The organism is Thiomonas sp. OC7 (assembly GCF_900634595.1).
Taxonomy (GTDB): Bacteria; Pseudomonadota; Gammaproteobacteria; order Burkholderiales; family Burkholderiaceae_C; genus Thiomonas; species Thiomonas arsenitoxydans.
Genome location: NZ_LR131953.1, coordinates 2,614,111 through 2,641,009 on the forward strand (window position 1 = coordinate 2,614,111; position 26,899 = coordinate 2,641,009).

Sequence of the window (26,899 nt, forward strand, 5' to 3'; positions counted from 1 at the left end):
CTAGTCGTCCAGCATCGATCCCCACCGATCATCCGTATCGCCCCACATCCTCCCATGCATGTCCACCACGCCGGGAATGATCATGGGGGTGCCGTCCAAATTCGTCTCACGGGCCTTGCGTTTCCATTGCCCCCTGAGTTCGGACTGGCGCTTGGTCGGAGGCCGCTGGGACATCAGGATGTCCAGCCAGACCATCCAGACACCGAGCATGCCGAAAGCCGTGATGGGGAGCGTCAGAAGACCTGCGGTGCCGCCAGCGATGCAGGCATAGATGCTTACTCCAATCAGGCCAAGCCCAGCGGTAATGCCAAGCCAGTGGGAGATAGAAATTTTGAGCTTCATGTCTTCTTGTCCTTGATCGTTCTGAACAGGGGTTCAAGCCCCCGTAACGCTTCCCTGGCATCCATTGGCCCGAGTGCTTGTGACGTGTCGATGTCCTTCAGATCACCCTCGAACAGCGCGATGTGAAGCCGGTTGATTGCTATGTGCGCAGCTTTGGTTTCGCTGACCCCTAGCTTCGCGGCGATCTCGCTCAGCATTTCCCTGGTGACTTGCGTCGCCGACGCCTCGGCCGCGAAGCGCAGGAGGAGCGGTTTGCCCTTGGGCTTGTCCATGATGTCCACTTGAAAGATATCTTATGTATATCATTGTGATATCTTTTCGTGCCTTGGTCAATCTTGCCGTTGCGGCTTGAACACAGGGCCACGAGGCCCTGGAACCTGCGCTGGCCATGGGCTACAGTCCAACAGTGGGCGCAATGGACGAAGTTGCGCAACTTTTTTGAGTACCGTGATTATGAGACTTATCAAGGTACTCAACCAACGAGGAGAAGTCGATGGATGCTGTCGTGAAAGCCACCGATATCTATGGGCTTGCCCTGTTCGGGATTTGGACGGTCCTTCTGGCGGCTGTCTGGACTTACATCCTGTACGACAGGCGAAAGGGCCGAAAGGCCACGGAGTAAGACAGGAAAAAAGAGAAAAACGGGCGAACTCAGGGAGTCCGCCCGCCTTGATGCCAGCCTCTGACCCCAGGGGGATCAGAGGCCTTCCTACAGGTACTACAAGTGCGCCAAAGCGCGTGACGCGAATGCGTCGATATCTCGGCATCTTTGATCAGATGCCAATTGGCCAGCCGGTGAGGCTCGGGCGCTACCCCGTCGACCTGGCTGGTGGCCAGGTATGACCAAGCAACCCAAAAGGATTGCGGCAAGGTTAATCTCCACCACCCCAATGAGATGGCACCCTTTCGTAGCTGTCCGCCCAGTGCCACCCAGGCTGCCAACCGTACAAATAGGCCCGATTTCTCGGGTCAGGGCTCCATGCCCCAGCCACCCCTGTGCCAACAGGGGCGGGGGCCGTCCGCGTCGCCAAACGAGGCCGGCCAGTCACTACTACTCAACACCCCGCCTCCCGGCGGTTCCACATGCCGTTTCAACCGGCCCAGGCTTTCGGTACTCACAGGAACCCGCATCGGTTCAGCCCCTGCTTTCAACACCTAATCAACTTGCACATTACTGTGCAAGCCTCACCTGGTCTCCCCCGCTTCCCTCTCCCCAGTGCCACCCGGATCGGTGAGGGTTCAGCGGTTCCCAAGTTATCCAACAACGTCGGCAGCAGTACGCCAGCGGCCTCCAGTTTGCGTCTTTGTCGCGCTCGCGCGCTTTCGACGGGTCGAGATTCCAAAGCACCTCGTCTATTCCCACAAACCTTCATCAGCCTACCGATTACCAGACCCACAGTCTGGCACTGGCACTGCACCTTACCCCAGCGCGTCCATTTTTCCAGGGACGCCTCTGTTCCGTTACACCCTTGAGCTATCCAGGGACCCACCGAGCTTGCGCTCCGTGGTGCCGACCTCGCCAGATTTCTCCTTGAGGACCTGCCGCATTTCTGCGGCCTCACCAGCCCAGGTGTGGGGTTCGCGTTCGACGATTTCTCGCCGCCCGTGACCGGGATTTGCACCCGTTCGTTGTTGACAGGAACTCCTTCGTTTCACGCGGCATCGGCCGCGATCCCCTCCGGGTCCGTTTCCTTGTCGCCCAATATCGCTAACTCATAAAGATCGATTGGGTCGAAGGGCAAAAAGCCCAGCGCCCGTCATAGCATGGCGAGCCCGACTAAGGGCACCACGCTTTGCCGGTCTAACCACCATTGGCCTGGTGACTAGGGAGCATCCGCTCCGGCATGTGGGTGTCGATGGCTTGGCGGCCAGACGACACATGAAAGTGTTGAGTGGCTGGCAAGCCGAGCGACGCGACCAGTTTATAGATAATCTGCCTCGCGCGTCAACGTATATGTTGGAATCTCTTTATCTGCCGTGCGGATTCGAGTAGACTTCTATTATTCCGTTCTGCTGTTGCGATGCCGCTACAAATAATACGATGCATGTAATCACGCAAGCCTTAGTGCTTAGTGCTTAGTGCTTAGTGCTTAGTGCTTAGTGCTTAGTGCTTAGTGCTTAGTGCTTAGTGTTTTTGCATAAGCATTAAACACAAAGGTTCCCACCGCCGCCACCTTGCGCTCCACATGAAAAACCCTACTCAGTCCGCTCAGTACCGTGGCTCTCCCTCTAAAAACCCGTACATCTACACGAAAAAAACAGTCTGGATGCAGCGTATTTCTGATGCAGTTCGGGCTGGCTCTTCTCTGTATATTCAGGGCAGCACAAAGCTTGAAAAGATTGCATTTCGCACGCAAAACTTTGATGAAAGATTCGGCATCAATCGCACGAAAAAAGACGATTATTTGTGGCGAAAAAGTGGCAAGAAAATCGTTAAATGGATCGGGTATTTTGATAGGAAAGAACACGTCCATTGGGTTTTATTGTTGGAGCCAGGGAAGGAAGCGGACCCATCGCTGGAATCTGAGAAGTGGAAGTCGGTCACTGACCACCGAATCACACACGGGGGTTACGAGCTGGTGAAGTTGACCAAGCCCGGTGCCAAGGCCCCCGTGCTCACATGGCGGTATTCCCGCGAGCGATACCAGTCACTGCGAGATGAGATGCTGGCCCTGGTCCGGCTTCGGCACGATGCACTGCTGAAGCAGTGGATTTTTTCCACGGCGCGAACGCCCGGATTCTCGGGCTCACGCGAGCAGATCAAAAAGCTGTGGGCCTTGCTGCGTGCCGAGTGGAAACGCTCGCGCGGCAAGAGCGAACCGCTGCCTGACATTCCCAAGAACATCGGTTACGTCAGGCGCTTGCCAGACGTAGGTGCGGCGTGGGCAGAGCTGATGCGGCTTGGCAGCGCCGGTCCCCCTGACTTGGACGCGCCGCCCCCCATTCCGAAGCAACCCCTGTCCTCACCCCTTTATCACCCCTGAAAGTCCCAACATGAAAAAAGTCATGCCGTTTCTCCTCACCGTTTCCTTGCTCGGCGGCTGCGCAACGACCCCGCCGACTACCCCGCTTCCCCCGACAGCTCGGCTCGATGCGCAGACGTTTCTGACCGACAAAGGTTATTCCGAACCCGCATTACCCCCAGGCCAACACCTTCACCCCGTTACGCCCGCATGGATGAAGACGGCCGGCGGCGTGACCTCCTGGCCGATTCTTGGCCTGGTGTTGTCCGAGGAGTACAAGCTGCAGCCAGACCACGCCGCGGGCGGCGATGCTCGCACCGCAGCAGCGAATGCAAACTCGATGGCGACAATTTCCGCCGCAGGAATCGAATCTGCGGCTGGCGCACCGGCACTCGGGGGCGCCTCAATGGCGTTCGATGCGCTGACCCGCCTGCTTGGCGCCAACAACCGCGACGCTGTAACAGCGCAGGCCTACTTTTTTCGGCGGTTCAGCGACGTGGATGCCCATCTCCCAGTGAGCAAGATCGCTCCTGTCCTGCAGGAGCAGATGCAGATTTTGGCTGCGATGCATCAGGGCGCGTTCTACGCTCCGATGGCGTTCAAGGGGAACGTGTACCAATTCGGCCCGACGCCCGAGGTGCAACAGCTCGATTTCAATCTGAGTCACGCGGTCGCCTATGTTGGGCCTGGCTACTGGGACATTTCGTGGAAGGAATTGCGCCCGAGTCCGCTGACATACATCCCCAGCGCCTTTGGTGATGCATCCATGGGCTTGCGGGCTGCGCTGCACAACTACACCGTGACCGTGGGGAATCTCCAGGGCAACAAGATGCTGACTATCACCGAGGTCCAGAAACTGCAGCGCAAGCTGCCGTTCCTCAAGGGCTGGTACGTGGTGTTCAATACGGACGCAGGGGCGAGTGGCCACGAGTGGGTCGTTTTCAAGGATGGCAAGGTACTGGAGTCCATTCCGATCCGCGAGAGTTGAAGTGCGCGGCGGTCTTGGGGCACCTTACACAAGCCCATGTTTGAATAGGTAGAAAGGAGAACAATCATGACCCTCTTGACCGGATTGGCGTTGGGACTGCTGGTGATGGTGTGGTTCGTGGTTTCGCACCTGAAGCCGAGGGATCGTGCCAACTGTGAACGGCGCAGCAAGCATGCTCCGTAGAGGGCAGTGTCTCAGTTTGAACTTTGAGGCACTGCTCGTCGACTCAGCGGCCTGGGTACATTCTGTGCTCCGGGTCGAGCCAAACGACGTAGAACACATCGTCAATCAGGATGCCGTGCACGCGCCCTAACTCGTCGCGGGCAAGGGAGAACTGCCATGGCTGGCAGTCCTGAAGTTGCTCTGAGAGGTGGGCGTATCCGTTTGGCTCTGAAGTTTTCCCCCAGTCGTGCGGATGCGACCGGAGTGTTTTCCCTGCCTGACGGAACTCCGACATCTTCATGTTGGAGATATGCTTTAGGCGGTCAAGCAGCGTGGGGATGTACTCTGGTTTTTCGGCCAGATCGGGCAGGCAGAACTTTTCGTTCGTATGCCAGTGGCGGAACGAGAAGCGAACTAGATCGTCAGGAAGCTGCTTGGTCTTGTGTACAGACCCCGCGCTGGTTGGCAGCGAGGAGCCCTTTCGGACTCCGAGCTTCATGACCGCATGAGCGACCTAAAGAACTCCATCATCTGCTGCTGAGATATGACGGCGTTCGATTCTTGATCATTCGGAATGCCGCCGCGCGCAGCAATCCACGGAGTTTCGGTATGAGTGCGAAGCTCCAATTCGTAAGCCGAATCGGTCCCATAGACGGCTAGAACCTCGTCAACGACGGCTTTTTCATCTGGCGTTAGTTCGGCATCCGCGACATCTTCCAAGATCGGAGACCACCTGTTGTGCTTGTAGGCACCATAGGTCGCCGGCTGTACGGGCCCATGCACCCATGCTTCGAAACGATCCTGGAACAACGGGGAACCACGGACAGCCAAGTGCCAGCCCTGGCAGTAGTAGAGAAGCTTTTGCAGCTTCAGATTCGAAATGGGGTCACCGGCCTGCTGGAAGAAGCGCACGATGTACCTTGCGACAGACCCAGCGGTTTGCATGGCAGTATCCCTTCGTGGGTTAGATCGTTAATTATCCCATGTGGGGCTTGCCCAGCGCTTAGTGCTACCCCGAATGCCCATGCCCGAATGCCCATGCCCGCATGGGCTATTTCACAGACTGCCGCTTCTTGTGCGGGCCGCGCTTCTTAGCCACGGGTGCTGGGATCGGGCTTACCAGCTCTTCGATGCTCCAGAGTGACAATCACTTCCAACCGTCGCGTTCGCTGGGCAGGCGGTTTTTTCGGCCTGCGCGAAGCGCAAGCCTATGGCGTCCTGTCGCCGAATTCTCCTGACGATAGAGGACTCTGATCCGCGCAGAGCCGTGGGCGGCTTCAATTGAGCTGAAATTGGATTGCACAATCCATACGTCGCGCGTCATCCCTTACGATGACCTCGCCCAGAACACACACCAAGAAAAATGCCATTCCTCGATTGGGTCAACAGAAACCAGGCCAAGGAAACGTCACGCGACGTGCCTTATCACCTGCTCCACCAAGAACAGACCTACGGCAATGCGGCCGACAACCTGCTGATCCAGGGCGACAACCTGCTTGCGCTCAAGGCGCTGATTCCGTTCTATGCGGGCCGGGTGAAGTGCATCTTCATCGATCCGCCCTACAACACCCAGAGCGCGTTCGAGCATTACGACGACAAGCTGGAGCACAGCCAGTGGCTGTCGATGATGTACCCGCGACTGGTGCTGCTGCGCGAGTTGCTGGCGGAGGACGGCTCGATCTGGGTGACCATCGACGACAACGAAGCGCACTACCTCAAGGTGTTGATGGATGAGGTGTTTGGGCGAAACAATTTTGTTTCAAACGTCATATGGCAGAAGCGTTTCTCGCCGAACAGCACTGCCGTTCACTTGTCCGATTCGCACGACCACGTTTTGTCCTATGCCAAGGCCAAACAGTCCTGGAACAGGAATCTCTTGCGGCGCACAGCCAAGGCCGATTCAACATACAAAAATCCTGATAACGATCCCCGGGGCGTATGGACTTCAAGCGATCTTTCTGCAAGAAACTTCTATTCCCTTGGCACCTACAGCGTGACGAGCCGAACGGGAAGAGTTATCAGCGGGCCACCCCCAGGTCGCTATTGGACAATAGCAAAGGAAAAGTTTCTGGAACTCGACGCAGACAACCGCATCTGGTGGGGCAGTTCAGGGAACAACCAGCCACGCCTTAAGCGATTTTTGTCGGATGTGAGATCTGGGGTTGTTCCACAAACGATCTGGCTTCACGAAGAAGTTGGCCATACCCAGGAGGCCAAAAAGGAGGTATTGGCATTCGATTCCGAGAACGTCTTTGGCACTCCAAAGCCAGAGCGCTTAATCGAACGGATGCTGGATATAGCCACCAACCCCGGCGACCTCATCCTCGACTCCTTCCTCGGCTCCGGCACCACGGCCGCCGTGGCGCAAAAGATGGGCCGTCGCTGGATCGGCATCGAAATGGGCGAGCACGCCCGCACCCACTGCATCCCACGCCTGCAAAAGGTCATCGACGGCGAACAGGGCGGCATCAGCGAGGCGGTCGGCTGGAAGGGCGGCGGCGGTTTTCGTTTCTACACCCTGGGCGAGACGGCGTTCGACGCCCACGGCCACATCAACGCCGCCGTGCGTTTTGCCACGCTGGCCGCCTATGTCTGGCACCTCGAAGTGGGCGAGCCCGGCGCGCAGGACTTCGATTCGCCCTTGCTGGGCATGCACAACGGCACGGCCTACTACCTGCTTTACAACGGCATTCTGGGCGACCGCAGGCCCGATGGCGGCAATGTGCTCACCCATCCCGTCCTGCAGCACTTGCAGGCGCTCGCCGCGCATCCCGGCCCGAAGGTGATCTACGGCGAAAGCAGCCGTCTTGGCCCGGCGCGGCTTGCTGCCGAGGGCATCACCTTCAAGCAGATTCCCTACGACATCAAGATGCGCTGACTGTCATGCTCACCCTCAAGACCTACCAGCAGCAAACCCTTGATGCGCTCACCGCGTTTTTGCAGCGCTGCCGCAGCCAGCCCGTGGCGCAAGCCTTCGCCGCCACCCTGGCCGGGCAGGAACGGGCCGTGGCCTACCAGCCGATTTTCGGTGACACCCCCGCCGTGTGCCTGCGCATCCCCACCGGCGGCGGCAAGACACTTTTGGCCGCGCACTGCATCGCCGCCACATCGCGTACCCTGCTCGACACCGATGCCCCCGTGACGCTGTGGCTCACCCCCTCCGACACCATCCGCACCCAGACCCTCGAAGCCCTGGCCAATGTGCGCCACCCTTACCGCCAGGCGCTCGCCCACTCCTTCGGCGACCGCGTGCAGGTGTGCGACCTCGACAGCCTGCAGACCCTCAGCCCGCAGGACGTGGGCAAGACGGCCATCGTGGTGGTGGCCACCATTCAGAGCTTCAACGTCAGCAACACCGCGCAGCGCAATGTGTACGCCTTCTTCGAGGAACTGGCGCCGCACTTCGACAACCTGCCGCCGCACTTCACGCAGGGGCTGGAGAAGGTCACCGCCGCCGATCTGGAAAGTCAGCCCTACCTGACCGAGAAGGACATCGGGCGGGTGAAGTATTCCGTGGCGAACTGGCTGCACCTGCAGTGCCCGGTGGTCATCGTGGACGAGGCGCACAACAATCGGACTGAGCGCTTTTTCCAGACGCTGGGACGGGTGAATCCAAGCTGCATCATCGAACTCACCGCCACACCCGTTCCCGGCAACAACGTGCTGCACCACGTCAGCGCCCAAGAACTCAAGGCCGAGCAGATGATCAAGCTGCCCATCGTGCTGGCCGAGCATCCGCAGGGCTGGCGCGACTGTGTGGCCGACGCCATCCGTACCCGTGACCAGCTGGAGACCACGGCACAGACGGAGCCCGACTACATCCGCCCCATCGTCCTGATCCAGGCGGCCCCCAAGGGCAACGAGGCCACGGTCGATGTGGTGCGCCAATACCTGCTCGACGAGCAGCACGTCCCCGAGAACCAGATTGCCGTGGCCACCGGCGCGCAAAAGGAACTTGACGGCATCGACCTGTTCGACCGCGCTTGTCAGATCCGCTACGTCATCACCGTAGAAGCGCTCAAGGAAGGCTGGGATTGCTCCTTTGCCTATGTGCTGGCTTCCCTGCAATCGGTGAACTCGGCCAAGGACGTGGAGCAGTTGCTCGGGCGCGTGTTGCGCATGCCCTATGCCCGCTCCCGCCAGCAGGAGGCCTTGAACACCGGAGTTCGACAGTTTGAGTCAAAAATTGGCTGAAAACGCCGACCCGGCCTTGACGGAACAAAGGGTTAGCCTCGTTTTTGGAAAAGTACGTGTGGTGGCACGTTTTTCCACATTGTGAGGCTGTTGCCATTTGAAGATGGGTTGGTGTATTGTGGCGGCATGTTCATCAAGATCACCACCTCCGGCGGTCGCCGCTACGTCCAGCTCGTGGAGTCCTACCGGGATGAGAGCGGGCGGGTGAAGAAACGCACGGTGGCCACCCTGGGGCGCGCCGACCAAGCTGGCAGCCAGCTTGAGAGCGTGATCCGCGGCCTGCAGCGACTTCGCGGCGACATGCCGCCGGAGGCCGGCGCGGTGGCGACCGTGGCCGACGTGCGGTTCGAGTCCAGCCGCGCCCTGGGCGACGTATGGGCGCTGACCGAGCTGTGGGACGAATTGGGATTTGGCGAGCTGCGCCGGGTTTTTGGTCGCACGCGCAGCCGCATCGACGTCGAGGCGCTGGTGCGCCTGATGGTGCTCAACCGCCTGTGCGACCCGACGTCCAAGCTCGGCGTGCTGCGCTGGTTGCAGACGGTGGCGCTGCCGCGCTTTGCGCCCAAGGAGGTGACGCATCAGCACCTGCTGCGGGCGATGGATGCGCTGGTCGAACACCAGGACTGCGTCCAGGCGGCGTTGGCCGGGCTGCTGCGCCCGCTGATCGACCAGGATCTGTCGGTGGTGTTCTACGACATGACCACCATCGGCGTGGAGGGCCAGACCGAGTTGGCCGGCGACCTGCGCCAGTTCGGCCTGTCCAAGGACGGGGGGATGCGTCGCCAGTTCATGCTCGGCGTGGTGCAGACGGCCGAGGGACTGCCGCTGACGCATCGGGTCTGGGAAGGGAACACGGCCGAGGCACCGACGCTCAGCACCGTGGTTCAAGAGGTTCTGGCGCTGTACCCGGTCAAGCGCGTGGTGCTGGTGGCCGATCGCGGTCTGCTCAGCCTGGACAATCTGGAGTGGCTGCGCGGGCAACGCGTGGGCGGCACCGAGCAGCCCGTGGAGTTCATCCTGGCCGTGCCGGGGCGGCGCTACGCCGAGTTCGCCGAGATCCTGGAGCCGATTCACGCGCTGCGCTGCGCGGCGGCCACCCGCGAGGTCCTCGGCGAGACCCGCTGGCAGGACCTGCGCCTGGTCTGGGCCCACGATCCGCGCCGCGCCCTGGAACAAACCGCAGCGCGCCGCCAGCATATCGGAGAACTCACGCAGGAAGCCCAGCAGCGTGCTGGCAAGCTTGATGCGCAAGAAGGCGGCACCGCCTTCAGAGGCCGGCGCCTGAGCGACTCCGGTGCTAAGGCCTGGCTGTATCGCGCGGTCTCCGAGGCGCATCTGGGCTCGATCATCAAGGTCGACCTGCAATCGGATCTGTTCACCTACGTCATCGACGACAAGGCGCTGGCGCGTGCAGAACTGGGCGACGGCAAGCTGTTGTTGGTGACCAATGTGCCAGAGTTGTCGGCGCTTGAGGTTCTGCGACGCTACAAGAGCCTGGCCGACATCGAGCGCGGCTTCAAGATTCTCAAATCCGAGATCGAGATCGCCCCGGTGTTCCACCGCTTGCCCGACCGCATCCGTGCCCATGCGCTGATCTGCTTCATCGCTCTGGTGCTGTACCGCGTCATGCGCATGCGCCTCAAGGACGCCGGCTCCAAGCTGTCGCCCGAACGTGCACTCGAGCAACTGCGACGCATCCAATACCACCAGGCCCACCTCGGCGGCGAGCGCCGCGACGGCACGTCCTCGCTCAGCGACGCCGACCACGCCATCCTCCAAGGACTCAAGCTTCCGAAACCCGCCATCGACGACCAACTCGCACTCCTGTAGGGGCACGTTTCAACGCTCACCCTAACGATATCGCGTACTTACGACCGTAACTGTCGAACTCCGGTGAACAAGGCCTATGCCCACATCATTGCCGAGAACTTCGCCCAGGCGGCGTCCACGCTCAAAGACCGCATGGTGCAGAACATGGGCTTCGAGCGCTTCGAGGCCGCAGCGGCCTTGCTGCCGCAGGGCTCGCTCGATTTGCAAGGGGGACAAGGCAGGGTTCCACCAGCGATTCCTGACTTCACCCTCCAGGTCTCGCAAGCCCCGGACACCCAGCACTGGCCAGAACAGGTGCGGCAGGCCGTGGAAATCCGCCCGACCACACAGGGGGTGACCGTCATCCTGCGGGGCGATGTCAGCGCCGACACCTTGGCCCAGACGCAAGCCTTCATGGAACACACCCTGCCCACGCGGGAGCGGGAGAAGGTGCGCGACCAATTCGACGACTTCCGCGCCATGCGCCAGGCGATGCGCGCCCCTGCTCAACTGGGCGAGACTTTCATCCCCATCCCGCAGCTTTGCCTGAACCTGGACGGCCACCTGGAAACGGTGGAGCGGGAGACACTGACCGCGCTGGGTGACTGGAACCTGGCCCACCAAGCCGCGCAACTGGCCGCCTTCAACATCATCGAGACGGTAAACACTTTCCAGATTGACGTGAACGCCGCCCGCGTCGAATACCGGAAGATCGACACCGCCCAGTTGCACCTTGACGATGCGCCCAGTCATGTGTCCGAGCAGGACCTTGTGGCTTGGCTGGACCGGGAGTTACGCCAGCCCGATGTGTCTCAGCCGCAACTGCAGACCTACCTCCTACGCATGGTGCAGAACCTACTCCACGACCGGCGCATGACCCTCACCGCCCTGGTGCGGGCGCGGTTCCAGTTGGCGCAGGCGATCGAGCGCGAGATCGAGCGGCTGCGGCAGAACGCGGTGGCACAGGGGTTTCAGCTGCGGCTGCCGGAGATGACCGTGCCGCCGGCGGAACAGGCAGCTCCGCACAGCTTCCGGTTCCAGGCCGGTCAATATCCCGCAAGGAACGTCTACCGGGGCAGCTACCAATTCGAGAAGCACTTCTACCCGGTGATCCATGATCTGCGGGAGAAGACCCCGAGCGGGCGGGATTCCGAAGAGTTCCAATGCGCCAGGCTGATCGACGCGCATCCCCAGGTCAAGTTCTGGGTGCGCAACATCGAGCGCCAGCCCAGATGTTCGTTCTGGTTCCCGACCGCCACCGACTACTTCTACCCGGATTTCGTGGCCGAGTTGCAGGATGGCCGCGTGCTGATCGTCGAGTACAAGGGCGAACCCTATGAGACCAACGATGACTCACGCGAGAAGCGGCAGGCCGGTGATCAGTGGGAGCGCAGCAGCGGCGGTCGCTGCCTGTTCCTGTTCGCGGTGAAGCGTGATGAGCAGGGGCGGGATGTGGCGGGGCAGTTGAGGGCGAAGATCGGATAGGAGGGAGAACCCGATGGCAAGTTTGCGATTCGAAATGAGCGGCGAGTGGGACCTCGGCGACCTCGGCCATCTGACGGGGAGCCTTAAGCTCACCTATGCATACTTTTACTGGATCAGCGCGGCACCGGACCGGATGCCGACGCAGCTGAAGTCCTTGTTTGCTCGGTATTTTTGGTCTGGCCAGTACATCGGAGACAGATTTGCCGAGCAGCTGTACTGGGAAATTCCGAACCATGACCGTGTGCGGCTGAAGTCGATTGAGTATCACTCGCCCGGTTGGATGGAGATTGCAGGAGCTGCTGGAGCCTTGACCAGCATCGCTGTCGCTGTGCGAACTTGGGCAGATGCATTCGAAAAAGTCTTGGACCTGATGGCGAGGATCGACAAATTTTTCGATGATCGAAAACTTCGCCGCATTCCTGACAAGCTTTCCTTGGACAAGATCGGGGGACAGGCTGTTGATGATGCCCGGAGGCTATGCTTTGAAATCGGAAGCTTGCTTGGATTCGAGAAGGCAAGGATTGAAGAAATGATTGACCTGACGGGCAACCCTATCTCAACGCTACGGCTGCTTGTGTCGCTGGCAAACGAGGCACGTCGAATCGACGATCTGGCGAAGGCGAAGAAGCTCACACTGCCGCCCAAATGATGTTTCTTACGTTCCAGGATGACGGGTGCGCATTGGAATGTTCTACTCGGCGCGTATTACAGACGGGCCAGCATCCATTCGGCAATGGTCCCCATGAACTGAATTGCGGCTCTGCTTTCGGCAACTGTGACATTGGGGAGCCAAGGCCGTCCATGACCGGTGCCGGTCTTGTTTCTGAGGGCGTTGACCGAACATGCCAGTTCAAACATCGCACGCTCGATTTTCCGTTGTGGAAGTTCTCCTGGCTGCACAGTATCTTGAGGCGTTGCCAGACCCAGCGCGACGAAGGCTTGCCCCAGAAGTGCTTGGAAGTTCGCTGTCTGCGGATATGCGCCATATCGTTCGACCAGAACGTGGGCGGCAGTCGCCTCCAATAAGTCTTTTCCAGTGCCCGTCAGCAGCGCAGCGTCTTCGCCACCACGCTTTGCCCGCCTCACATAAGCCTGCAGGGCAGCCGAAAGCGCGGCGCCTGATAGGTTGTCAAGTACCGCTGGTTGTAGCTCGCCATCCCCGGTAAGAACGAAGCCCTCTCCATGGAAAGCAACGATAGCATCCGTCACAACGTGTTGGCCGACGAAATTCGGTGACGCTGGCCGAAAGCCGCCACAGCCGCGTAGGTGAGAAATGATCCCTTCAACGAGTGCTTCGCCCGCCACAGGGTTGTTTTCCAATGCCCAGCTGAGGGTTGTCCTGACGCGCTTGGCTTTTCCAACGATCTGGCCTTGTGCTCGGGGGTCACCCTTGCTTAGACCTGCCCGTTGAATCTGATACTCGATATCTGAATGGCTCGGTTCACGTGTCTCGGTCTGCGCGTCATCGACCATGCGAGATACTGCGACGATCACGGCATCCGAAAGTGGGGCTGGCATGACAGTAGTTGCTTATAGATTTGCACTGGGGGGAAGAGTGGAGCCCGATGGCGTCCTCATCGCGCGCAATGCCTCGACAAGAATTGGTAGGTCTGTGCTTGGACAAGCTGCGTCGCCCACTGTGCGCGCAGAAATCAGTTGCTGTACATGCCTCATCGCGCGATCGAGGCCAGCTTCACCCCCAATTTTCCGGAATATTTCCGGGTCCGCTTTTCTGTAATCCGGGAGATGCCCTTGCAGTGCCTGCATGACATCCGCGCAGTTGCTAAACGGTTGATCGGTATAGGCGAAATGGAGAAGAAGCCAAAACTCGATGCACGGTGAGCTGATGATCGGCTGAATACGAATTTCGGGTCGGCCCTCTCTCTGGTTTTCCCGTTGGACGGGTGTGTCGCACAGGGCTAGGGCAGAGTCCAGATTGGCCTGGTCGCCATCGATCATGACGAAAACCTTGTCAAACTCAGGTGTTTGAGCGAAACGCGTCTTTGCGCGAGTGACCACGGCCACGGGGTCAGCATCTGTCTGACCAGGAACGATGACGGCACTAGCTGTTGAAATGCCCAATAGGGCCAATAACGCCCTCAGGTAGTACGGCTCTGTGCATTTCCCTTCGCACACGATCAGCGCGGTCGCTCCCTCAGTGCGTCGAGCGTTGCGCCGCTCATGCTTATGGCGATTTTTTGCAAGCCTTCGCTGGTGCGGGTGATCCTCTCTCATGTCGCCCCTCAGAATAAAAATTCCGTGAGGAAGGGGATCGCCCCATAACGTCCCATGAGGTAACCACGTTCCAGGGCCTCGTTCTTGCGCGGGCTGTACTCAGTCAGCGAATACAACTCGGAAGTCTGTTGGGATTGCTTCTCGACGAACCAGACTTGATCGCGGCGCAGGAGGTTGGGGTCAAGCAGTGAGGTGTCGTGTGTGGTCATCCACATCTGCGCACCTTTTTTGGAGAGATTCGGGTTGTGCAAGAGTTGGATGATGTACCGGGTCAACAATGGATGCAGGCTGGTATCGAATTCATCGACAACCAGAACTTTGCCATTCTCGATGGCGTCGAGAAGTGGCGCGGAATAACCCAGCAAGCGCTGCGTGCCGTAGGACTCGAAACGTCTATCGAACCAGACGGGGCTGCCACCGTCGATTTGGTGGCAGAACTCGACATCGGGCACCTCGCCGTCAACCGTGAGCGTTTCAAGCGGTTTGCCGGGTTCGAACTTGAGCTGCAACTGCGGCCCTTTTCGCTTCTCGACTTTGATGTCGCTTACATGTATGTCCGCAGCATTCATGAGCTTCAGGACCCACTCTTTGTAGTGCGGCTCGGCAAGCCTGGCGAACGTCGGCGCCAAATTGAACTCGAAACGACCTGCTAGCACGATCAGATCACGTGCAAACCAATTGAAGATCGGGAGAAGTTGCGCGCTGTTGGATTGGCTTGCTTGTGTCAGGAACAGCGCTTTGGGCGGGGTGTTCTCCATCCAAACCTTCTTGTTCCCTTTGAAGTAGGCAGAAAAGGGTTCCCAATCCTTCTGGCCTGTCTCTGCGTTGTAGTGGTACTCGAACCAGCGCTGAGGTTTGTTGGCCTCATAGACCAGCAACCATTCACTTCGGATGCACTCGGCGTCGAAGGCAAATCCATACTGGTAGCGAACCCCTTCCAGCATGATTGTGATCTCGAACTCGGTCGGTTGATTCGCGGAATGATCATCAAGCCGGAACGGGGTGTACAGATCCCGGTACTGCGGCTCCAGCAGACGAGTCGAGGTCAGGACCATGGTCTGCATGGTGATCAAAGCAAAGATCAGGTTGCTTTTGCCACTGGCGTTGGGACCGTAGACGACAGCGGAGCGCAACAACTTCGGCACAGCCGACGATCTAGTGGCAATGCAATGCGTCTCGTCGAGTGTCTTGTCTGCGGTGGCAACGAAGCTGAGGCACTGCTCTTCACGGATCGACCGAAAATTTGTGACGCGAAATTCCACAAGCATTGGCATCCCCACATAAAATATGAATGCAATTTTTGCGAGAAAAATTCAAAACGTCAATAAATTTCAGACCATACGGTGTAAATTTGCAATGCTTTGCAAGTTGCGCCTATGCCTTCGCCCCGAGTTCGTGGGAAACATTCGAGAGGCCCAGTCACCCTCTACCCCAGCTTTGCAGCCAACTTTTTCACCTCGACGTGTGTGTAGCGCTTCAACATCTGCAGCGTCTTGTGCCCGCTGATCGCCGCCAGCTCGAAAACGCTCAGGTCGCCTCGCTCGGCCAGCCGCGACAACGACTCGTGACGCAGATCGTGAAAGCGAAGGCCGGTAATCGCAGCTCGCCCACAGGCGAGCCTGAACGCCGACTGTAGAGTCTGCTGCTTGACTGGCAGGACCGCACCGCCCTTGATGTCACGGGGCAGTCCTTGCAAGATTGCGATAGCGGCACTGGTAAGCGGGATCGTCCGTGCCTCGCCATTTTTCGTCATCGGCAGCGTTGCGATCCGACCCTGCAGATCGACATCCTGCCAGCGCAACGCGAGCAGTTCCCCCTGCCGCATGGCGGTCTCGACGGCGAGCAGCACGGTCGGACGTAGCCATGGGTTCTGGCTGGCCGCGCACTCTGCCAGCAGCCGGGTCGCCTCATCGCTGCTCAGTCGGCGTTCTCGGTGCGCGCTATCTTTTGGCTTGCGAATGAGGCGGCAGGGGTTGCCGTTCGGCAGATTGATGCCGAACTCCTTGCTGGCCACGTCCAAAACCTTGGACAACAGGTCAAGTTCGGTTTTCACCGTTGCACCGGATACCCGTGGTGCGGACGCTGCATCGGTGTAGCGCGGGTCGGGATCGACCAGGCGGGCATCACGGTATTCGGTGACAACGGTCGTGGTGATGGCGGCAATCGCGTACTTGCCGAGCCGGGCCTGCAGACGCGCCAACTTGTGTTTCCAGCCAGCGCCCCGATAGTGGATTGGGGCGTACTCTTCGGCGAACCGCTTGGCCAAGTGATTAAACGTCGTGCGCTCGGCATCTCGCCTTGGCATGAACAAGCCACGGTCCAGTTCGGCCTCGACTTGTCTCGCCCACGCTTCGGCGTCGCGGCGATTGGTAAAGGTCCTGGACTGTGTAGGGAAGCCCTGCTTGCGAATCAGTGCCCGCCATTGGTAGTCGCCTCTGCGCTCGATGTTTGCCATGGAGCTCAATGCTAAAACCAGTGCACCAAATTTGCACCAAAAACCCTATAAAATTGGCTATGTCGTTGTTTTAATTTATGACGAAACGCCCCTGCTAAGGGAGTATGTGCCAAAAGCGCATCAAGGGTTCGAATCCCTTCGTCTCCGCCAAGACATAAGCCTAAGTGATTGATTCACTTAGGCTTTTTTCTTTAGTCTGACGCTGCAGTATGCCACCGGGTATGCCATGGAAAGTTGCTTCTATTTGGCAACCATTGTTCGGCATTGACTGATTGTTCCTGTTTCGTGGCGTCGAGCGGGTAAGAATTTCGACCAGTCTGTCTTTCTCTATGCGCCTCGTTCCTGGCTTGCAGTCGAAGTGATGACAAAGCGAAGGCATCTTTCAGCCCACCACTTCAAAGCGCAAAAAGTCGGTGAGCCGCTTTGACTCAGCGATCTCATCGTGCGGGAGCAGTATGTATTGCCATGGCTTGCCGCCTACTGCAGTTGCGTATTCCGAAGCATGCTCACACCAGCGAGCGGCGGCAGCGGCTTTGGACTGAACCTCCGGGGCATTGATGTCGCTGCGCGCCTTGGTCTCTACCATCAGAATGGTTGTATCGGTTTCGGCCACGAAGTCGGGGATGTACTCTGGCTGCTCGGCGCCGAGCTTGTAATAGATCTGGAACTGCCCCTTGGCGGGCTTGAACCACTTGCTGGCGTCGCGCTCCAGAATGACTGCAAAGCGGCGCTCCGTTGACCTGCCCCCTCGCGCCGTACCAACGTTAAGTCAGGAGTCCGGGTTGCAAGGTTAATTCACCTCGTTGGGGGTTGCGGGGTGAGCAGCATCGCCAGCGCGCTGGCGATGCTGCTCGGCGAATCGCGCCGGAGGTATCCGACCCAGACTGCTGTGGGGCCGCACCTCGTTGAAGTCGCGGCGCCATTCAGCAATGGTCACTCTGGCTTGGTGCAGCGTCTCGAACCATTGCTCGTTGAGGCACTCGTCGCGGAACTTGCCGTTGAAGCTCTCGATGAACCCATTCTGCGTCGGCTTACCTGGTGCGATCAGGATGTGGCGCACGCCGCGACTCGTGGCCCAGGCCATGAATGCCTGACTGGTGAATTCCGGTCCGTTGTCGGTTCGGACGGCTGCGGGGTAGCCGCGAAATCGNGGTGCTTGGTCCAACGGCGGTGTACTGGAGCTTGCTGGTCGCGCGCTTTGGCATTCTGGCTTGGGGCCTGTGGCTGGCGCGGGTGGGTCGGGCCAAGGAGGTGCCGGATGTGCGCCGTGTGGCGACGGCGCTGCTCGGCTTCGAGCTGAGCATCATGGTGCTGTTCCTGCTGGTGGTGCTGGCCTATGGCGGCAGCGCAGACTATCACTCGATCACCGCACTGGCGCTGATTTTTGCCGGCTATGCCTATGTGCCCGTGTTGCGGCGCGAGGCGATGTGGGTGGGGGGGTCTTTACCGTATTGTTCGCGATCGTTGTCTGGACTTCGCTGCATTTTGACGCCAAATATGTCAATATCGCGCTGGTGCTGTTCGGCTTTGCCAACGTGGCCGGATGGCAGATTGCGGTCTCGCTCAGCCGGGGCATGCGGCTGGCCTGGCTAGACCGACGCCGACTCGAACAGCAGGCGCAAGCGGCCCAGCAGGCGCGCCAGCGCGCCGAGCAAAGCGAGGAAAACCTCGAACACCTGTTCGACGCCTCGCCGATGCCACTGGTGCTGGTGCGTGTGGCCGATTCTCGGGTGTTGCGTTACAACGCGGCGGCGAAGGTGCTGTTCGACCCGCATGATCTCTCGCACGGCGACGTGTTTACGACCGATTTTTACGAAAATCCGGCGCAGCGCCTGCAGTTGCTCGAGCGTCTGCAAGCCGAGGGCACGGTGCGTCAGGCTGAAGTGCGGCTGAAGACGGTTGGAGGGCAGGGTGTGGACGCGCTCTTGTCTATGCGCCCGCTGCGCTTTGCCGGGGAGGACTGCATTGTCACGGGCATGGTCGAAATTTCAGCGCAGAAGCACCTTGAACAGCAATTGCGCGCGCTGGCCCACACCGATCCGTTGACCGGGCTGCAGAACCGACGCGGATTTTTCGCCATGGTCGAGCACGCCCTGCGGACGCGGCCCGCAGGGCAGCCAGGGCCTTGCATCATGCTGATCGATCTCGACCATTTCAAGCAGATCAATGACCGCTATGGCCACCCGGTGGGTGACGAAATCCTGGTGGAGTTCGCCCAGGTGGTGCTGTCGCTTTTGCGCGAGGGCGATGTGTTCGCTCGCATGGGCGGCGAGGAGTTCTGCATTCTGCTCGCGCATACGCGCGCGTCGCAGGCCTTGGAGGTGGCGGAACGGGTGCGCGAGTTCGTCGCGGCGCACCCGTTCCAGACCTCGGCCGGAGTGGTGCGCTTGAGCCTGAGTCTGGGCATCGCGGGATGCGATGCGCCGGTGCAGAGCATCGACCGGGTGCTGTCGATGGCCGATCAGGCGATGTATCGCGCCAAACAGGGCGGGCGTAATCGCACCGAGCTGTATTGCGATTAGGGTCTGTTCACGCTATTCCCTCTGAATCATGAGGGCATTCCTACAAATAAGAATTATTCGCAATAAGATAGCCCCCATGGCGATGGCGCAGAGCGTTTCGCCTCGGTGGGTCTGATTCCGGGCCGACCTGACTTGGGAGATCGATCATGGGATATGCAGAACTTGGGCTCAGTCTGTTGGTGGTGCTGCTGCTGACGTGGGCAGCGATGGAGTGGTCACGATGAACCCGGGGCTGGCTGCGCATTTCAGCGATCGTGGACGCCTGTTTCAGTCTGATCGTGGACGGCGTTTCAGCGCGATCGTGGACGCGCGTGGGGTGCGCGCAAGCGATGGGTTGGACTGTATCTCAAACGTCCACGATCAGCCTGAAACGGTTCTTGCGAAGCGGTTGGTGAGGGGATTCTTTGCAGGCTTATCCACGGCGGCGGACGGCGCTTGCGACGGACCGGCCGCCGCGGTGGATAAGGCGTGTTCGGCGCAGCGGTGGCGGAGGTTCTGGGGGGTCATTGATCTTTATCCTTCTCGCGCAGCGATGGGCCTTTGAGCTCGATTTTGTGGCTGCTGTGCACGATGCGGTCGAGAATGGCGTCAGCCAGCGTGGGGTCGTCGAGGTAGGCATGCCAAGCTTTCACTGGAAGCTGACTGGTGATCAGCGTGGAGCGGCTGCCGACGCGGTCGTCGAGCAGTTCGAGCAAGTCATTGCGCTCGGCCGCGCCCATGGGCGCGATCGCAAAGTCGTCAATCAGCAGCAAGTCAAGCCTGGCCAGTTGGGTCATGCGTTTGGCATAGCTGCCGTCGCCGTGGGCGACCTGCAGCTCGTCGAACAGGCGTGCTGCGCGGGTGTACAGCACCGAGAAGCCCGCGCGGGCGGCCTGATGCGCCAGGGCGCAACCCAACCACGTCTTGCCGCACCCCGTGGCGCCGGTGATGAGCAAGTTCTGTGCATGGCGTAGCCAGTCGCCACCGGCCAGGTTGGCGATGAGATGACGGTCCAGGCCGCGGCTGGCACGCCAGTTGATGTCCTCCACGCAGGCAGCAGAAACCTTGAGCCTGGCCGCCTTGAGCAGGCGCTGCAGGCGGCGGCCGTCACGCCAGGCGATCTCGCTTTGCACCAGCAGCGTGAGCCGCTCGTCGAAAGCCAGGGCGGCTGCCGCCGTGCTGCTGGCCTGCTCCGTCAGGGCGTGGACCATGCCGTCCAGGCGCAGCGCGCGCAGTTGGTCGAGGGTGTGTTCATTGAGCATCGTTGTTCTCCGTCAGTGGTAGTAATCGGCACCGCGCACGTTCTCGTGCTCGGGCAAGGCGGTGGACGCCGCCGTGGGGATTGAGGCGTGCTGGCGATCAAGCCCGCTCTTGAGGATTGAGGCCACGCTGCGGTAAGTGGGCGAGCGGATCGCCAGCGCCCTGGCGCAGGCCGCTTCCAGGCGCTGGGGCGTGTACTCACGCGCCAGGCGCTTGAGGCCCAGGCAGGCGCGGTAGCCCTGCTCGGGATGCGGGCGGTTCTCCAGTTGCCAGGTCACGACGCCCGCGGCGGCCACCCCGATGCTCTGGCCCCACTTGATGAGCTTGGCCGGGGTCCACTCCAGGTGCGCACGGTGCGAGGCTGGCATATGCTCGGGCGTGGTGGAGTGCTGGCCGCGCCGGGCGTTCAGCGCATGACAGGCCACGCGCTGGTTGGCGCAGAAGATCTCCAGCAGCCCGGCGCCCGCGCGCATCTCCACCGAACTGCCCACCAGGCGGTGCGGCACGCTGTAGTAGTGCCCCTCGAACTCGACGTGATAGTCGACGTTGACCTTGGCCTGCTTCCAGTTGCCAACCACGTAGCGCGTGGCTGGCAGGGGCGAGAGCGCCGGGGCGTCGAGGGCCAGGAAGGCGTCGCGGCGGCAGCCGGGCAGCTTCTGGAACGGGCGCAGGTTCAGATCGGCAATGAGCGCGGCGATCGCCGCGTTGAGCTCGATCAGGCTGAAGAAGCGACGGTTGCGCAGCCGCGCCAGGATCCACCTTTCGATCAGCAGCACCGCGCCCTCGACCTTGGGCTTGTCTCTCGGGTGCGCCGGGCGTGCGGCCAGCAGCGCGCAGCCGTAATGGTTGGCAAATTCCTCATACGTGCGGTTGGGCAGCGGGTCGTAGTGGTCGGGGTGTTTGATCAGGGCGCGCGCCTGGTCGGGCACGATCAGCCGCGGTACGCCGCCGAAGAACTCCAGCGCCTGGACTTGCGCGCCGATCCAGTCGGCGGTGGTCTGCCGAGGCGTGGCGCAGGCGTAGGTGTAGCTCGACGCCCCCAGCGTGGCCACGAAGATCTGTGCAGCGCTGATCTCGCCGGTGGCCACGTCGGTGATCGGCACCGTCTGCCCGGCGTAATCGACAAACAGCTTCTCGCCGGCCCCATGCACCTGGCGCATGGAGCGCTTGAGGGTCTGCGCCCAGGCGCGGTACTTGACGCAGAAACTGGTGTACTTGTAGGCCAGCGCGTTGCCCTGCGCGTACTCCTCCCACAGCAGCATCAGCGTCACGCCGGGACGCTTGAGTTCCTGGTGAATGGCGGCAAAATCGGGGGCGAGATGATCGCTGGCGCGCGGCACCGGCGGGCGGTACAGCCGCCCCTCCAGCTCAACGTCGGTCAGCGTCTGGGCCACCGCCCAGTCCACCCCGGCCACGCGGGCCTGCGACACGTACTTGCCCACCGCGCTCTTGGACAGCTTGAGCGCGCGGGCCACTTCGCTATAGGTCAACCCAACCTGCAGGTGCAGGCGCAATGCTTCTCGGATCTGGCGCATCGTGATTCTGGTTGTGGGCATCGGCTTCGATCAAAAAATCGACCAGCCTAGACCGCCTAGGAAATCACTTGCCGCCACCCCCAATCGTCCACGATGACGCTGAAACAGCGTCCACGATCAGGCTGAAACGCCGTCCACGATCCCGCTGAAATGCCGTCCACGATCAGCCTGAAATGCCGTCCACGATGGGCTGAAATACGCACCGNAGTTCACAAACAAGGGTGGGTCAGATCGAGATGAAAATAGTGGGTCAGGTTTGCATGGAAATCAACACCATGAGGCGACAAGCAGGCTGTTTGAGAAAGGTCTGGGCGTCATGGAGGTGGCCAGCATGACCGGCCACAAGAGCCTGAGCATGCTCAAACGCTACACGCATATTGAAGCCGAAAAGCTGGCGAAGAAGTTGGGATAGCATCGTGACATGCCTGTCGTTTTTCGCCACCAAGGATTTCGCTTTCTGTTCTATTCGAATGAAGGCAACCCGCGTGAGCCGGTGCACATTCACGCCGTCAAGGACGGCATCGACGCCAAGTTCTGGATTCACCCGGTGCGCCTGGCCTATAACGACGGCTTTGATGCCAAAACCCTGCGTGGACTTGTCGAAGTGATCGAGATCCACGTTGAAGACATCGAAAGGGCCTGGAATGAACACTTTGGTTAGAGCGCAATCCGTCATCTTCAACGACGACAGCATGCAGGTGCAGCTCTCCGATGGCCGCGTGCTGGGTGTGCCCCTGGCCTGGTTTCCGCGCCTGCTGCACGCCACGCCCGCCCAACGCGCAGCCTACACACTCAGCACGCGCGGCTTGCATTGGGAAGAACTCGATGAAGACATCTCCATCGAGGGGCTGCTTGCCGGTGTGGGGGATCTCACCCATCATCATGCCGCGACAGCATAATGATGGTTCCTCATCATATGCCCGTGGTGATCATGGGAATGATCCGGGCCAGTGCGAGGCCAGTATGTCCAAGACCGACAAGCTCCGCAGGATGTTCGTCGTCTCCTGGCGGACGGTTGACGTACAGGAAATCGGGTACCTTGATTAGATAGCACTCCTGCGGGTTGCTGCGTGGTCACGCTATGTTGGCTGGTGCATCTGTTTTTCCATCCTGGTGGAAACTACCTGACGAAGCTGCAGAATCTTGCCAGCCAGCAGAGTGTTCCGGTTGGTCAGATCAGAAACATTGACGTAGAAGCCGTTCATCACATTCGTTTCCTTGCCTCGCAGCCGGACCTTTACAGACTGGCCTGATTTTGATGGCACATCTTCCAAGCATATTGCCCATCCGACCTTTTCTCGCCAGAGCAAATCGCCGACCCTGTGCGTGATACCGCGCTCGCCCTGCTGGCGCAGTTCCCCCTCCCAGACTTGCCTCAACTCGGAATCAATTTCCTCCAGCAGCCGCGTCACCGTTGGTGCAACCTCGGCAAGATAAGACCGCGCGTCGTCGATGCGAATTCTTCCGATGAGCGCCGCGACTTGTTCGTGCCGATGGAATTTTGACCCACCGTGCCGATTCAATTTTGACCCGGGGTCTAAGGCCGACTGCGTCGCAGTCGGGTGTGGATAAGTCTACGGTTTTTGCGTGGGGTTGGCTCCTGGTTGGTGGGTTTGGATCCTTGGGGCAAGCTGCGCCGGGCGTAGCCCAGAGCGGCTTGCCCCAAGGGCTTGTGGGGGTCAAAGCGGTGTCTCGGGCTCAGCGGGCTGGGGTGCCTGTGCTGTGCCCGAACGCCTTTGCTCCCGCGCCTTGATGCGGGTCTTGGCGGTTTCCGTGCTGTGACGGAAGCGGTAGCTCTCGTTACCGGTTTCCAGAATGTGGCAGTGGTGTGTGAGCCGGTCGAGCAAAGCCGTGGTCATCTTCGCATCGATGAACACGCTAGACCACTCGCCGAAGGCCAGATTGGTCGTGATCAGCACGCTGGTGTGTTCGTAGAGCTTGGACAGCAGATGGAACAACAAAGCCCCGCCCGCCTGACTGAAGGGGAGATACCCCAGTTCATCGAGAATGACCAAGTCCATGCGCAAGAGGCTTGCTGCAATCCGCCCGGCTTTGCCCTGCGCCTTCTCCTGCTCCAGCGCGTTGACCCGATCGACGGTGGAGTAAAACCGCACCCGCTTGCCGTGCTGCGTGATGCCCGCCACGCCGATGGCCGTTCCAAGGTGCGACTTACCCGTGCCGGGCCCGCCCACCAGCACGACGTTGTGCGCGGCTTCGGTAAAGGCCATGCTGGCGAGTTGCCCCACCAGCTTGCGATCGACCCTTGAGGCATCAAAGTCAAACCCCGCCAGATCGCGGTGCACCGGGAAGCGGGCCGAGAGGATCTGATGACGCACCGAGCGCACGGCGCGATCTTCCTGCTCAGCCTGCAGCAAATGCTCAACGAGCCACTGCGCGACATCCAGCCTGGCGTTCGTCCCCAGACCTTGCAAATCGGCCCAGGCACCGGCCATGCCGTGCAGCCGCAACGCCTTGAGTTCCGCAATGACCTCACGCATGATCACGCTCCTCGTCAGTCACGCGCAGGCGGTCATAGCGGGCCGTGTCGGCGCGGGGTGGATCGGCCATCGTCAAGACCGTGGTGACCTCCGCAGGCTGGGGGCCGGTTTGCAGCCGTCCCATGACGTTGACAACGTGTTCCACGCTGATGCGCCCGGAGGGGGCCGTCGCCTCCAACACCAGATCGGCGGCCACCAGCACCGCCTCCAGCCCGGATGCGGGCACCAGAGCCAGCACCTGGGCCATGAGCCGGTCGCCCCCGTCTTGCCGCAGCAGCGCCTGGCGCAGTTGCTGCAAGGGCTTGGGCAGATCGGCAAACGGCGCGCCGTTGCGCAACGCCCCGGGTTTGCGTTGAATCAGCGGCACATAGTGCTGCCAGTCGTAGGTGGTCAGCCCCCGGTTGGCCAGCCGGGCATGGCGGGCCACACACACGCCGTCATGCGCCACGACCACCTCGGTGGGATACACCCGGGTGCTCACCCGCCGCCCGGCGAGTTCACAGGGCACGGAGTAACGATTGCCGGCCATGGCCACCAGACAGGTGCTGCTGACCTTGACCGTGTTGTCCACATAGCCGTCGAACGCTGTAGGCATGGGCATGAGGTGGGGCTGCTCGTGCTCGAGCATCTCGGCCACGGTGAACTGGCTGAACTCGGGATGGAAGATCTCCTGCCACAAGGCCCGGCAGCGCATGGCCAGCCAGGCGTTGAGTTCGGCAAAGGAGCGCCAGGGCGTCGACAGGGCCTCAATCCACACACGTCGCCTGCTGTCCTGGACGTTCTTCTCCACCACCCCCTTCTCCCAACCGGAAGCGACGTTGCAGAAGTCGGGGTCGAACAGGTCGTGGCTGCACATCGCCGCAAAGCGCGCGTTGACGTCGCGCTTCTTGCGCGGGTGCACTTTGTCGACGGCTGTCTTCATGTTGTCATAGATGCCGCGATGCGGCACTCCGCCGAAGGCGGCAAACCCCTGGGTATGGGCGTCAAACAGCATCTCGTGACCTTGGCTGGGATAGGCCCCCAGCCAGAAGGCACGGCTGGCGCACAGCTTGACGTGGGCAACCTGCACGCGGTACGGCACGCCGCCCACCACCATGCTCTCTTCACTCCAGTCGAACTGGAAGGCTTCGCCCAGCGCAAACGTCAAGGGCACGAAGGCGTGCACAGGGCTCGTGCCATCGGCCTGTCGCCAGGCGCGCAGTAAATCGGTGACGCGGCTGTAGGCGCCGTCATAGCCTTGTCGCTTCAACTCGGCATGCAATGCCCTGGCCGTGCGCCGCTGCGCTTTAGGACGCTGCGCATCAATGGCCACGGCCTGCCGGAGCCACTCCACATAGGGCGCTAGTGTAGTGTTCCATTCTGTTTGGAACTTAAGCGTCTATTCGCGCGAATGACCTTCTGCAGGATGTCGCGAGCGCTCTTGGTCCAGATGAACGGCTTGGGGTTGACGTTGTGATGTGCGACGTATTCGTCGATGGCAGCCACGAGTTCGGGCACGCTGGTGAACACCCCGCGGCGCAGCCGCTCGGTGGTGATGTCGCGGAAGAATCTCTCGACCATGTTCAGCCACGACGCAGAGGTGGGCGTGAAGTGCATGTTGAACCTGGGGTGCTTGGCCAGCCACTCCTGCACAGCCGGGTGCTTGTGTGTGGCGTAGTTGTCGGCGATCAGATGCAGCGTCTTGTCCTTGGGCGTCTCGCGGTCGATCTGGCGCAAGAACTTCAACCATTCAACGTGGGTATGGTGCTGCTGGCACTGGCCGATGACCTGGCCGTCAAGCACGTTGAGTGCGGCAAACAGCGTGGTCGTGCCATTGCGCTTGTAGTCGTGCGTCATGGTGGCCGCACGGCCCCTCTTCATGGGCAAGCCCGGCTGCGTGCGGTCCAGCGCCTGGACCTGGCTCTTCTCGTCACAGCACAGCACCAGCGCATGCTCGGGCGGGGACATGTACAGCCCCACGATGTCTTCGAGCTTCTCGACGAATTTCGGATCGCGCGAGACCTTGAAGCCACGCACGATATGAGGCTTCAGACCGTGCGCCTGCCAATGCCGCATGACAGTGCTCGCACTGACGCCCAGAACCTCACCCATCTTGCGTGTGCTCCAGTGCGTGGCGGTCTCGGGCGTGCTTTGCGTGGTCAGCTCCACCAGCTTGGCTGCGTCCACCTTGACCGGCGGCGCGCCACGTGGCAGGTCGCGCTCGATGCCTTGCAGCCCCGCTTGCAGATAGCGCTCGCGCCAGCGCGCGACCTGCACGCGACCGATACCAAGCTGCTCGGCGATCTCCTTGTTCTGAACGCCCTTGGCGGCCAGCAGCACGATGCGCGCGCGCTGCGCCAGTCGCACGCTGGTGCGCTTGGAACGCGCCAGCCGCGTCAGCTCGCTTTCCTGCTCGGTGGTCAATTCAATCGCCGGGGCAACGCGCACTTGCTCTCTCCAATGCAAACCGTAGTAAAACATTGGAGACAAGCA

The 26,899-nt window shown here is 60.6% G+C and carries 25 protein-coding genes and 4 pseudogenes; 13 read left to right on the forward strand and 16 right to left on the reverse strand.

What is annotated here, in order from left to right; translation table 11 throughout:
• Both BIO17B3_RS12555 and BIO17B3_RS12560 read right to left on the reverse strand, forming a co-directional pair.
• A complete protein-coding gene (locus BIO17B3_RS12555) occupies window positions 1-342 on the reverse strand; it encodes a hypothetical protein (protein ID WP_156054281.1) in 342 nt (113 codons plus the stop codon).
• On the reverse strand, window positions 339-614 hold the full coding sequence (locus BIO17B3_RS12560) for a hypothetical protein (protein ID WP_156054282.1): 276 nt from the start codon (window positions 612-614) through the stop codon (window positions 339-341). Before BIO17B3_RS12560 ends, BIO17B3_RS12555 begins: the two co-directional genes overlap by 4 nt.
• A gap of 221 nt (window positions 615-835) precedes the next feature.
• On the opposite strand from BIO17B3_RS12560, the gene BIO17B3_RS19370 reads away from it, so the two are divergent.
• The 3 genes from BIO17B3_RS19370 to BIO17B3_RS12570 all read left to right on the forward strand — a co-directional run bounded on the left by BIO17B3_RS19370 (window position 836) and on the right by BIO17B3_RS12570 (window position 4,293).
• Complete coding sequence (locus tag BIO17B3_RS19370) at window positions 836-964, forward strand: hypothetical protein (protein WP_255421403.1); 129 nt, start codon at window positions 836-838, stop codon at window positions 962-964.
• Window positions 965-2,528: 1,564 nt separating this feature from the next.
• On the forward strand, window positions 2,529-3,326 hold the full coding sequence (locus tag BIO17B3_RS12565; RefSeq protein WP_156054283.1) for a hypothetical protein: 798 nt from the start codon (window positions 2,529-2,531) through the stop codon (window positions 3,324-3,326).
• Window positions 3,327-3,336: 10 nt separating this feature from the next.
• Window positions 3,337-4,293 carry a hypothetical protein gene (locus BIO17B3_RS12570; protein WP_156054284.1) on the forward strand — a complete coding sequence of 319 codons (957 nt, stop codon included), beginning with the start codon at window positions 3,337-3,339 and terminating at the stop codon, window positions 4,291-4,293.
• A gap of 226 nt (window positions 4,294-4,519) precedes the next feature.
• On the opposite strand, the gene BIO17B3_RS12575 is transcribed toward BIO17B3_RS12570, so the two are convergent.
• Window positions 4,520-4,954 (reverse strand): hypothetical protein, encoded by a 435-nt coding sequence (locus BIO17B3_RS12575; RefSeq protein ID WP_197737904.1) that lies wholly within the window; start codon window positions 4,952-4,954, stop codon window positions 4,520-4,522.
• Window positions 4,951-5,400 carry a Panacea domain-containing protein gene (locus BIO17B3_RS12580; protein WP_156054285.1) on the reverse strand — a complete coding sequence of 150 codons (450 nt, stop codon included), beginning with the start codon at window positions 5,398-5,400 and terminating at the stop codon, window positions 4,951-4,953. Before BIO17B3_RS12580 ends, BIO17B3_RS12575 begins: the two co-directional genes overlap by 4 nt.
• 418 nt (window positions 5,401-5,818) lie before the next feature.
• On the opposite strand from BIO17B3_RS12580, the gene BIO17B3_RS12585 reads away from it, so the two are divergent.
• From BIO17B3_RS12585 to BIO17B3_RS12605, 5 genes are all read left to right on the forward strand, one after another.
• Entirely contained in the window at window positions 5,819-7,333 is a 1,515-nt protein-coding gene (locus tag BIO17B3_RS12585; RefSeq protein ID WP_156054286.1) for a site-specific DNA-methyltransferase, read from the forward strand.
• Between the two features lie 5 nt (window positions 7,334-7,338).
• The gene (locus tag BIO17B3_RS12590; RefSeq protein WP_232054282.1) at window positions 7,339-8,649 is read left to right on the forward strand and encodes a DEAD/DEAH box helicase; all 1,311 of its coding nucleotides are present in this window, start codon (window positions 7,339-7,341) and stop codon (window positions 8,647-8,649) included.
• 126 nt (window positions 8,650-8,775) lie between these two features.
• On the forward strand, window positions 8,776-10,479 hold the full coding sequence (locus BIO17B3_RS12595; protein ID WP_156052541.1) for an IS1634-like element ISThsp8 family transposase: 1,704 nt from the start codon (window positions 8,776-8,778) through the stop codon (window positions 10,477-10,479).
• A 63-nt stretch (window positions 10,480-10,542) separates the two neighbouring features.
• A complete protein-coding gene (locus tag BIO17B3_RS12600) occupies window positions 10,543-11,943 on the forward strand; it encodes a hypothetical protein (RefSeq protein WP_232054283.1) in 1,401 nt (466 codons plus the stop codon).
• 13 nt (window positions 11,944-11,956) lie between these two features.
• The gene (locus BIO17B3_RS12605; protein ID WP_156054287.1) at window positions 11,957-12,592 is read left to right on the forward strand and encodes a hypothetical protein; all 636 of its coding nucleotides are present in this window, start codon (window positions 11,957-11,959) and stop codon (window positions 12,590-12,592) included.
• A 56-nt stretch (window positions 12,593-12,648) separates the two neighbouring features.
• Here the strand turns inward: BIO17B3_RS12605 and BIO17B3_RS12610 are convergent, their stop codons facing one another.
• The 6 genes and pseudogenes from BIO17B3_RS12610 to BIO17B3_RS12635 all read right to left on the reverse strand — a co-directional run.
• Window positions 12,649-13,461 (reverse strand): abortive infection family protein, encoded by an 813-nt coding sequence (locus tag BIO17B3_RS12610; protein WP_156054288.1) that lies wholly within the window; start codon window positions 13,459-13,461, stop codon window positions 12,649-12,651.
• Window positions 13,462-13,473: 12 nt separating this feature from the next.
• Window positions 13,474-14,178 carry an RloB family protein gene (locus BIO17B3_RS12615; RefSeq protein ID WP_156054289.1) on the reverse strand — a complete coding sequence of 235 codons (705 nt, stop codon included), beginning with the start codon at window positions 14,176-14,178 and terminating at the stop codon, window positions 13,474-13,476.
• Window positions 14,179-14,186: 8 nt separating this feature from the next.
• Entirely contained in the window at window positions 14,187-15,446 is a 1,260-nt protein-coding gene (locus BIO17B3_RS12620) for an ATP/GTP-binding protein (protein WP_156055290.1), read from the reverse strand.
• Window positions 15,447-15,604: 158 nt separating this feature from the next.
• Window positions 15,605-16,633 (reverse strand): site-specific integrase, encoded by a 1,029-nt coding sequence (locus tag BIO17B3_RS12625; RefSeq protein ID WP_156054290.1) that lies wholly within the window; start codon window positions 16,631-16,633, stop codon window positions 15,605-15,607.
• Window positions 16,634-17,015: 382 nt separating this feature from the next.
• Window positions 17,016-17,369 (reverse strand): annotated as a pseudogene (locus BIO17B3_RS12630) (type III restriction endonuclease subunit R); the annotation flags it as partial.
• A 54-nt stretch (window positions 17,370-17,423) separates the two neighbouring features.
• Window positions 17,424-17,798, reverse strand: a pseudogene (locus BIO17B3_RS12635) (integrase core domain-containing protein); the annotation flags it as partial.
• Here BIO17B3_RS12635 and BIO17B3_RS19240 point away from each other — a divergent pair.
• Window positions 17,786-18,226: a hypothetical protein gene (locus BIO17B3_RS19240; protein WP_232054284.1), complete on the forward strand. Its 441-nt coding sequence runs from the start codon at window positions 17,786-17,788 to the stop codon at window positions 18,224-18,226. The pseudogene BIO17B3_RS12635 and the gene BIO17B3_RS19240 sit on opposite strands and share 13 nt — an antisense overlap.
• Window positions 18,169-19,155 (forward strand): GGDEF domain-containing protein, encoded by a 987-nt coding sequence (locus tag BIO17B3_RS12640; RefSeq protein ID WP_232054238.1) that lies wholly within the window; start codon window positions 18,169-18,171, stop codon window positions 19,153-19,155. The genes BIO17B3_RS19240 and BIO17B3_RS12640 overlap by 58 nt, the downstream gene beginning before the upstream one ends.
• Window positions 19,156-19,658: 503 nt before the next feature.
• Here the strand turns inward: BIO17B3_RS12640 and istB (BIO17B3_RS12645) are convergent.
• Both istB (BIO17B3_RS12645) and istA (BIO17B3_RS12650) read right to left on the reverse strand, forming a co-directional pair.
• Entirely contained in the window at window positions 19,659-20,396 is a 738-nt protein-coding gene (istB, locus tag BIO17B3_RS12645) for an IS21-like element helper ATPase IstB (protein ID WP_156053821.1), read from the reverse strand.
• 12 nt (window positions 20,397-20,408) lie between these two features.
• Window positions 20,409-21,950: an IS21 family transposase gene (gene istA, locus BIO17B3_RS12650; protein WP_156053820.1), complete on the reverse strand. Its 1,542-nt coding sequence runs from the start codon at window positions 21,948-21,950 to the stop codon at window positions 20,409-20,411.
• 253 nt (window positions 21,951-22,203) lie between these two features.
• Here istA (BIO17B3_RS12650) and BIO17B3_RS12655 point away from each other — a divergent pair.
• The 3 genes and pseudogenes from BIO17B3_RS12655 to BIO17B3_RS12665 all read left to right on the forward strand — a co-directional run.
• Window positions 22,204-22,341 (forward strand): annotated as a pseudogene (locus tag BIO17B3_RS12655) (tyrosine-type recombinase/integrase); the annotation flags it as partial.
• 9 nt (window positions 22,342-22,350) lie between these two features.
• Entirely contained in the window at window positions 22,351-22,590 is a 240-nt protein-coding gene (locus tag BIO17B3_RS12660; protein WP_156054292.1) for a DUF4160 domain-containing protein, read from the forward strand.
• Window positions 22,574-22,828 (forward strand): DUF2442 domain-containing protein, encoded by a 255-nt coding sequence (locus BIO17B3_RS12665; RefSeq protein WP_156054293.1) that lies wholly within the window; start codon window positions 22,574-22,576, stop codon window positions 22,826-22,828. The genes BIO17B3_RS12660 and BIO17B3_RS12665 overlap by 17 nt, the downstream gene beginning before the upstream one ends.
• A gap of 180 nt (window positions 22,829-23,008) precedes the next feature.
• On the opposite strand, the gene BIO17B3_RS12670 is transcribed toward BIO17B3_RS12665, so the two are convergent.
• From BIO17B3_RS12670 to BIO17B3_RS12685, 4 genes and pseudogenes are all read right to left on the reverse strand, one after another.
• Window positions 23,009-23,452, reverse strand: coding sequence for a hypothetical protein (locus BIO17B3_RS12670; RefSeq protein ID WP_156054294.1), 444 nt, complete (start codon window positions 23,450-23,452; stop codon window positions 23,009-23,011).
• 156 nt (window positions 23,453-23,608) lie between these two features.
• Window positions 23,609-24,427, reverse strand: a complete 819-nt coding sequence (gene istB, locus BIO17B3_RS12675; RefSeq protein WP_156054295.1) for an IS21-like element ISThsp2 family helper ATPase IstB — start codon at window positions 24,425-24,427, stop codon at window positions 23,609-23,611.
• Window positions 24,420-25,772 (reverse strand): annotated as a pseudogene (istA, locus tag BIO17B3_RS12680) (IS21 family transposase); the annotation flags it as partial. The pseudogene istA (BIO17B3_RS12680) and the gene istB (BIO17B3_RS12675), both read right to left, overlap by 8 nt.
• Window positions 25,769-26,854 carry an IS630 family transposase gene (locus BIO17B3_RS12685; RefSeq protein ID WP_370512643.1) on the reverse strand — a complete coding sequence of 362 codons (1,086 nt, stop codon included), beginning with the start codon at window positions 26,852-26,854 and terminating at the stop codon, window positions 25,769-25,771. The gene BIO17B3_RS12685 and the pseudogene istA (BIO17B3_RS12680), both read right to left, overlap by 4 nt.
• Window positions 26,855-26,899 lie beyond the last annotated feature (45 nt).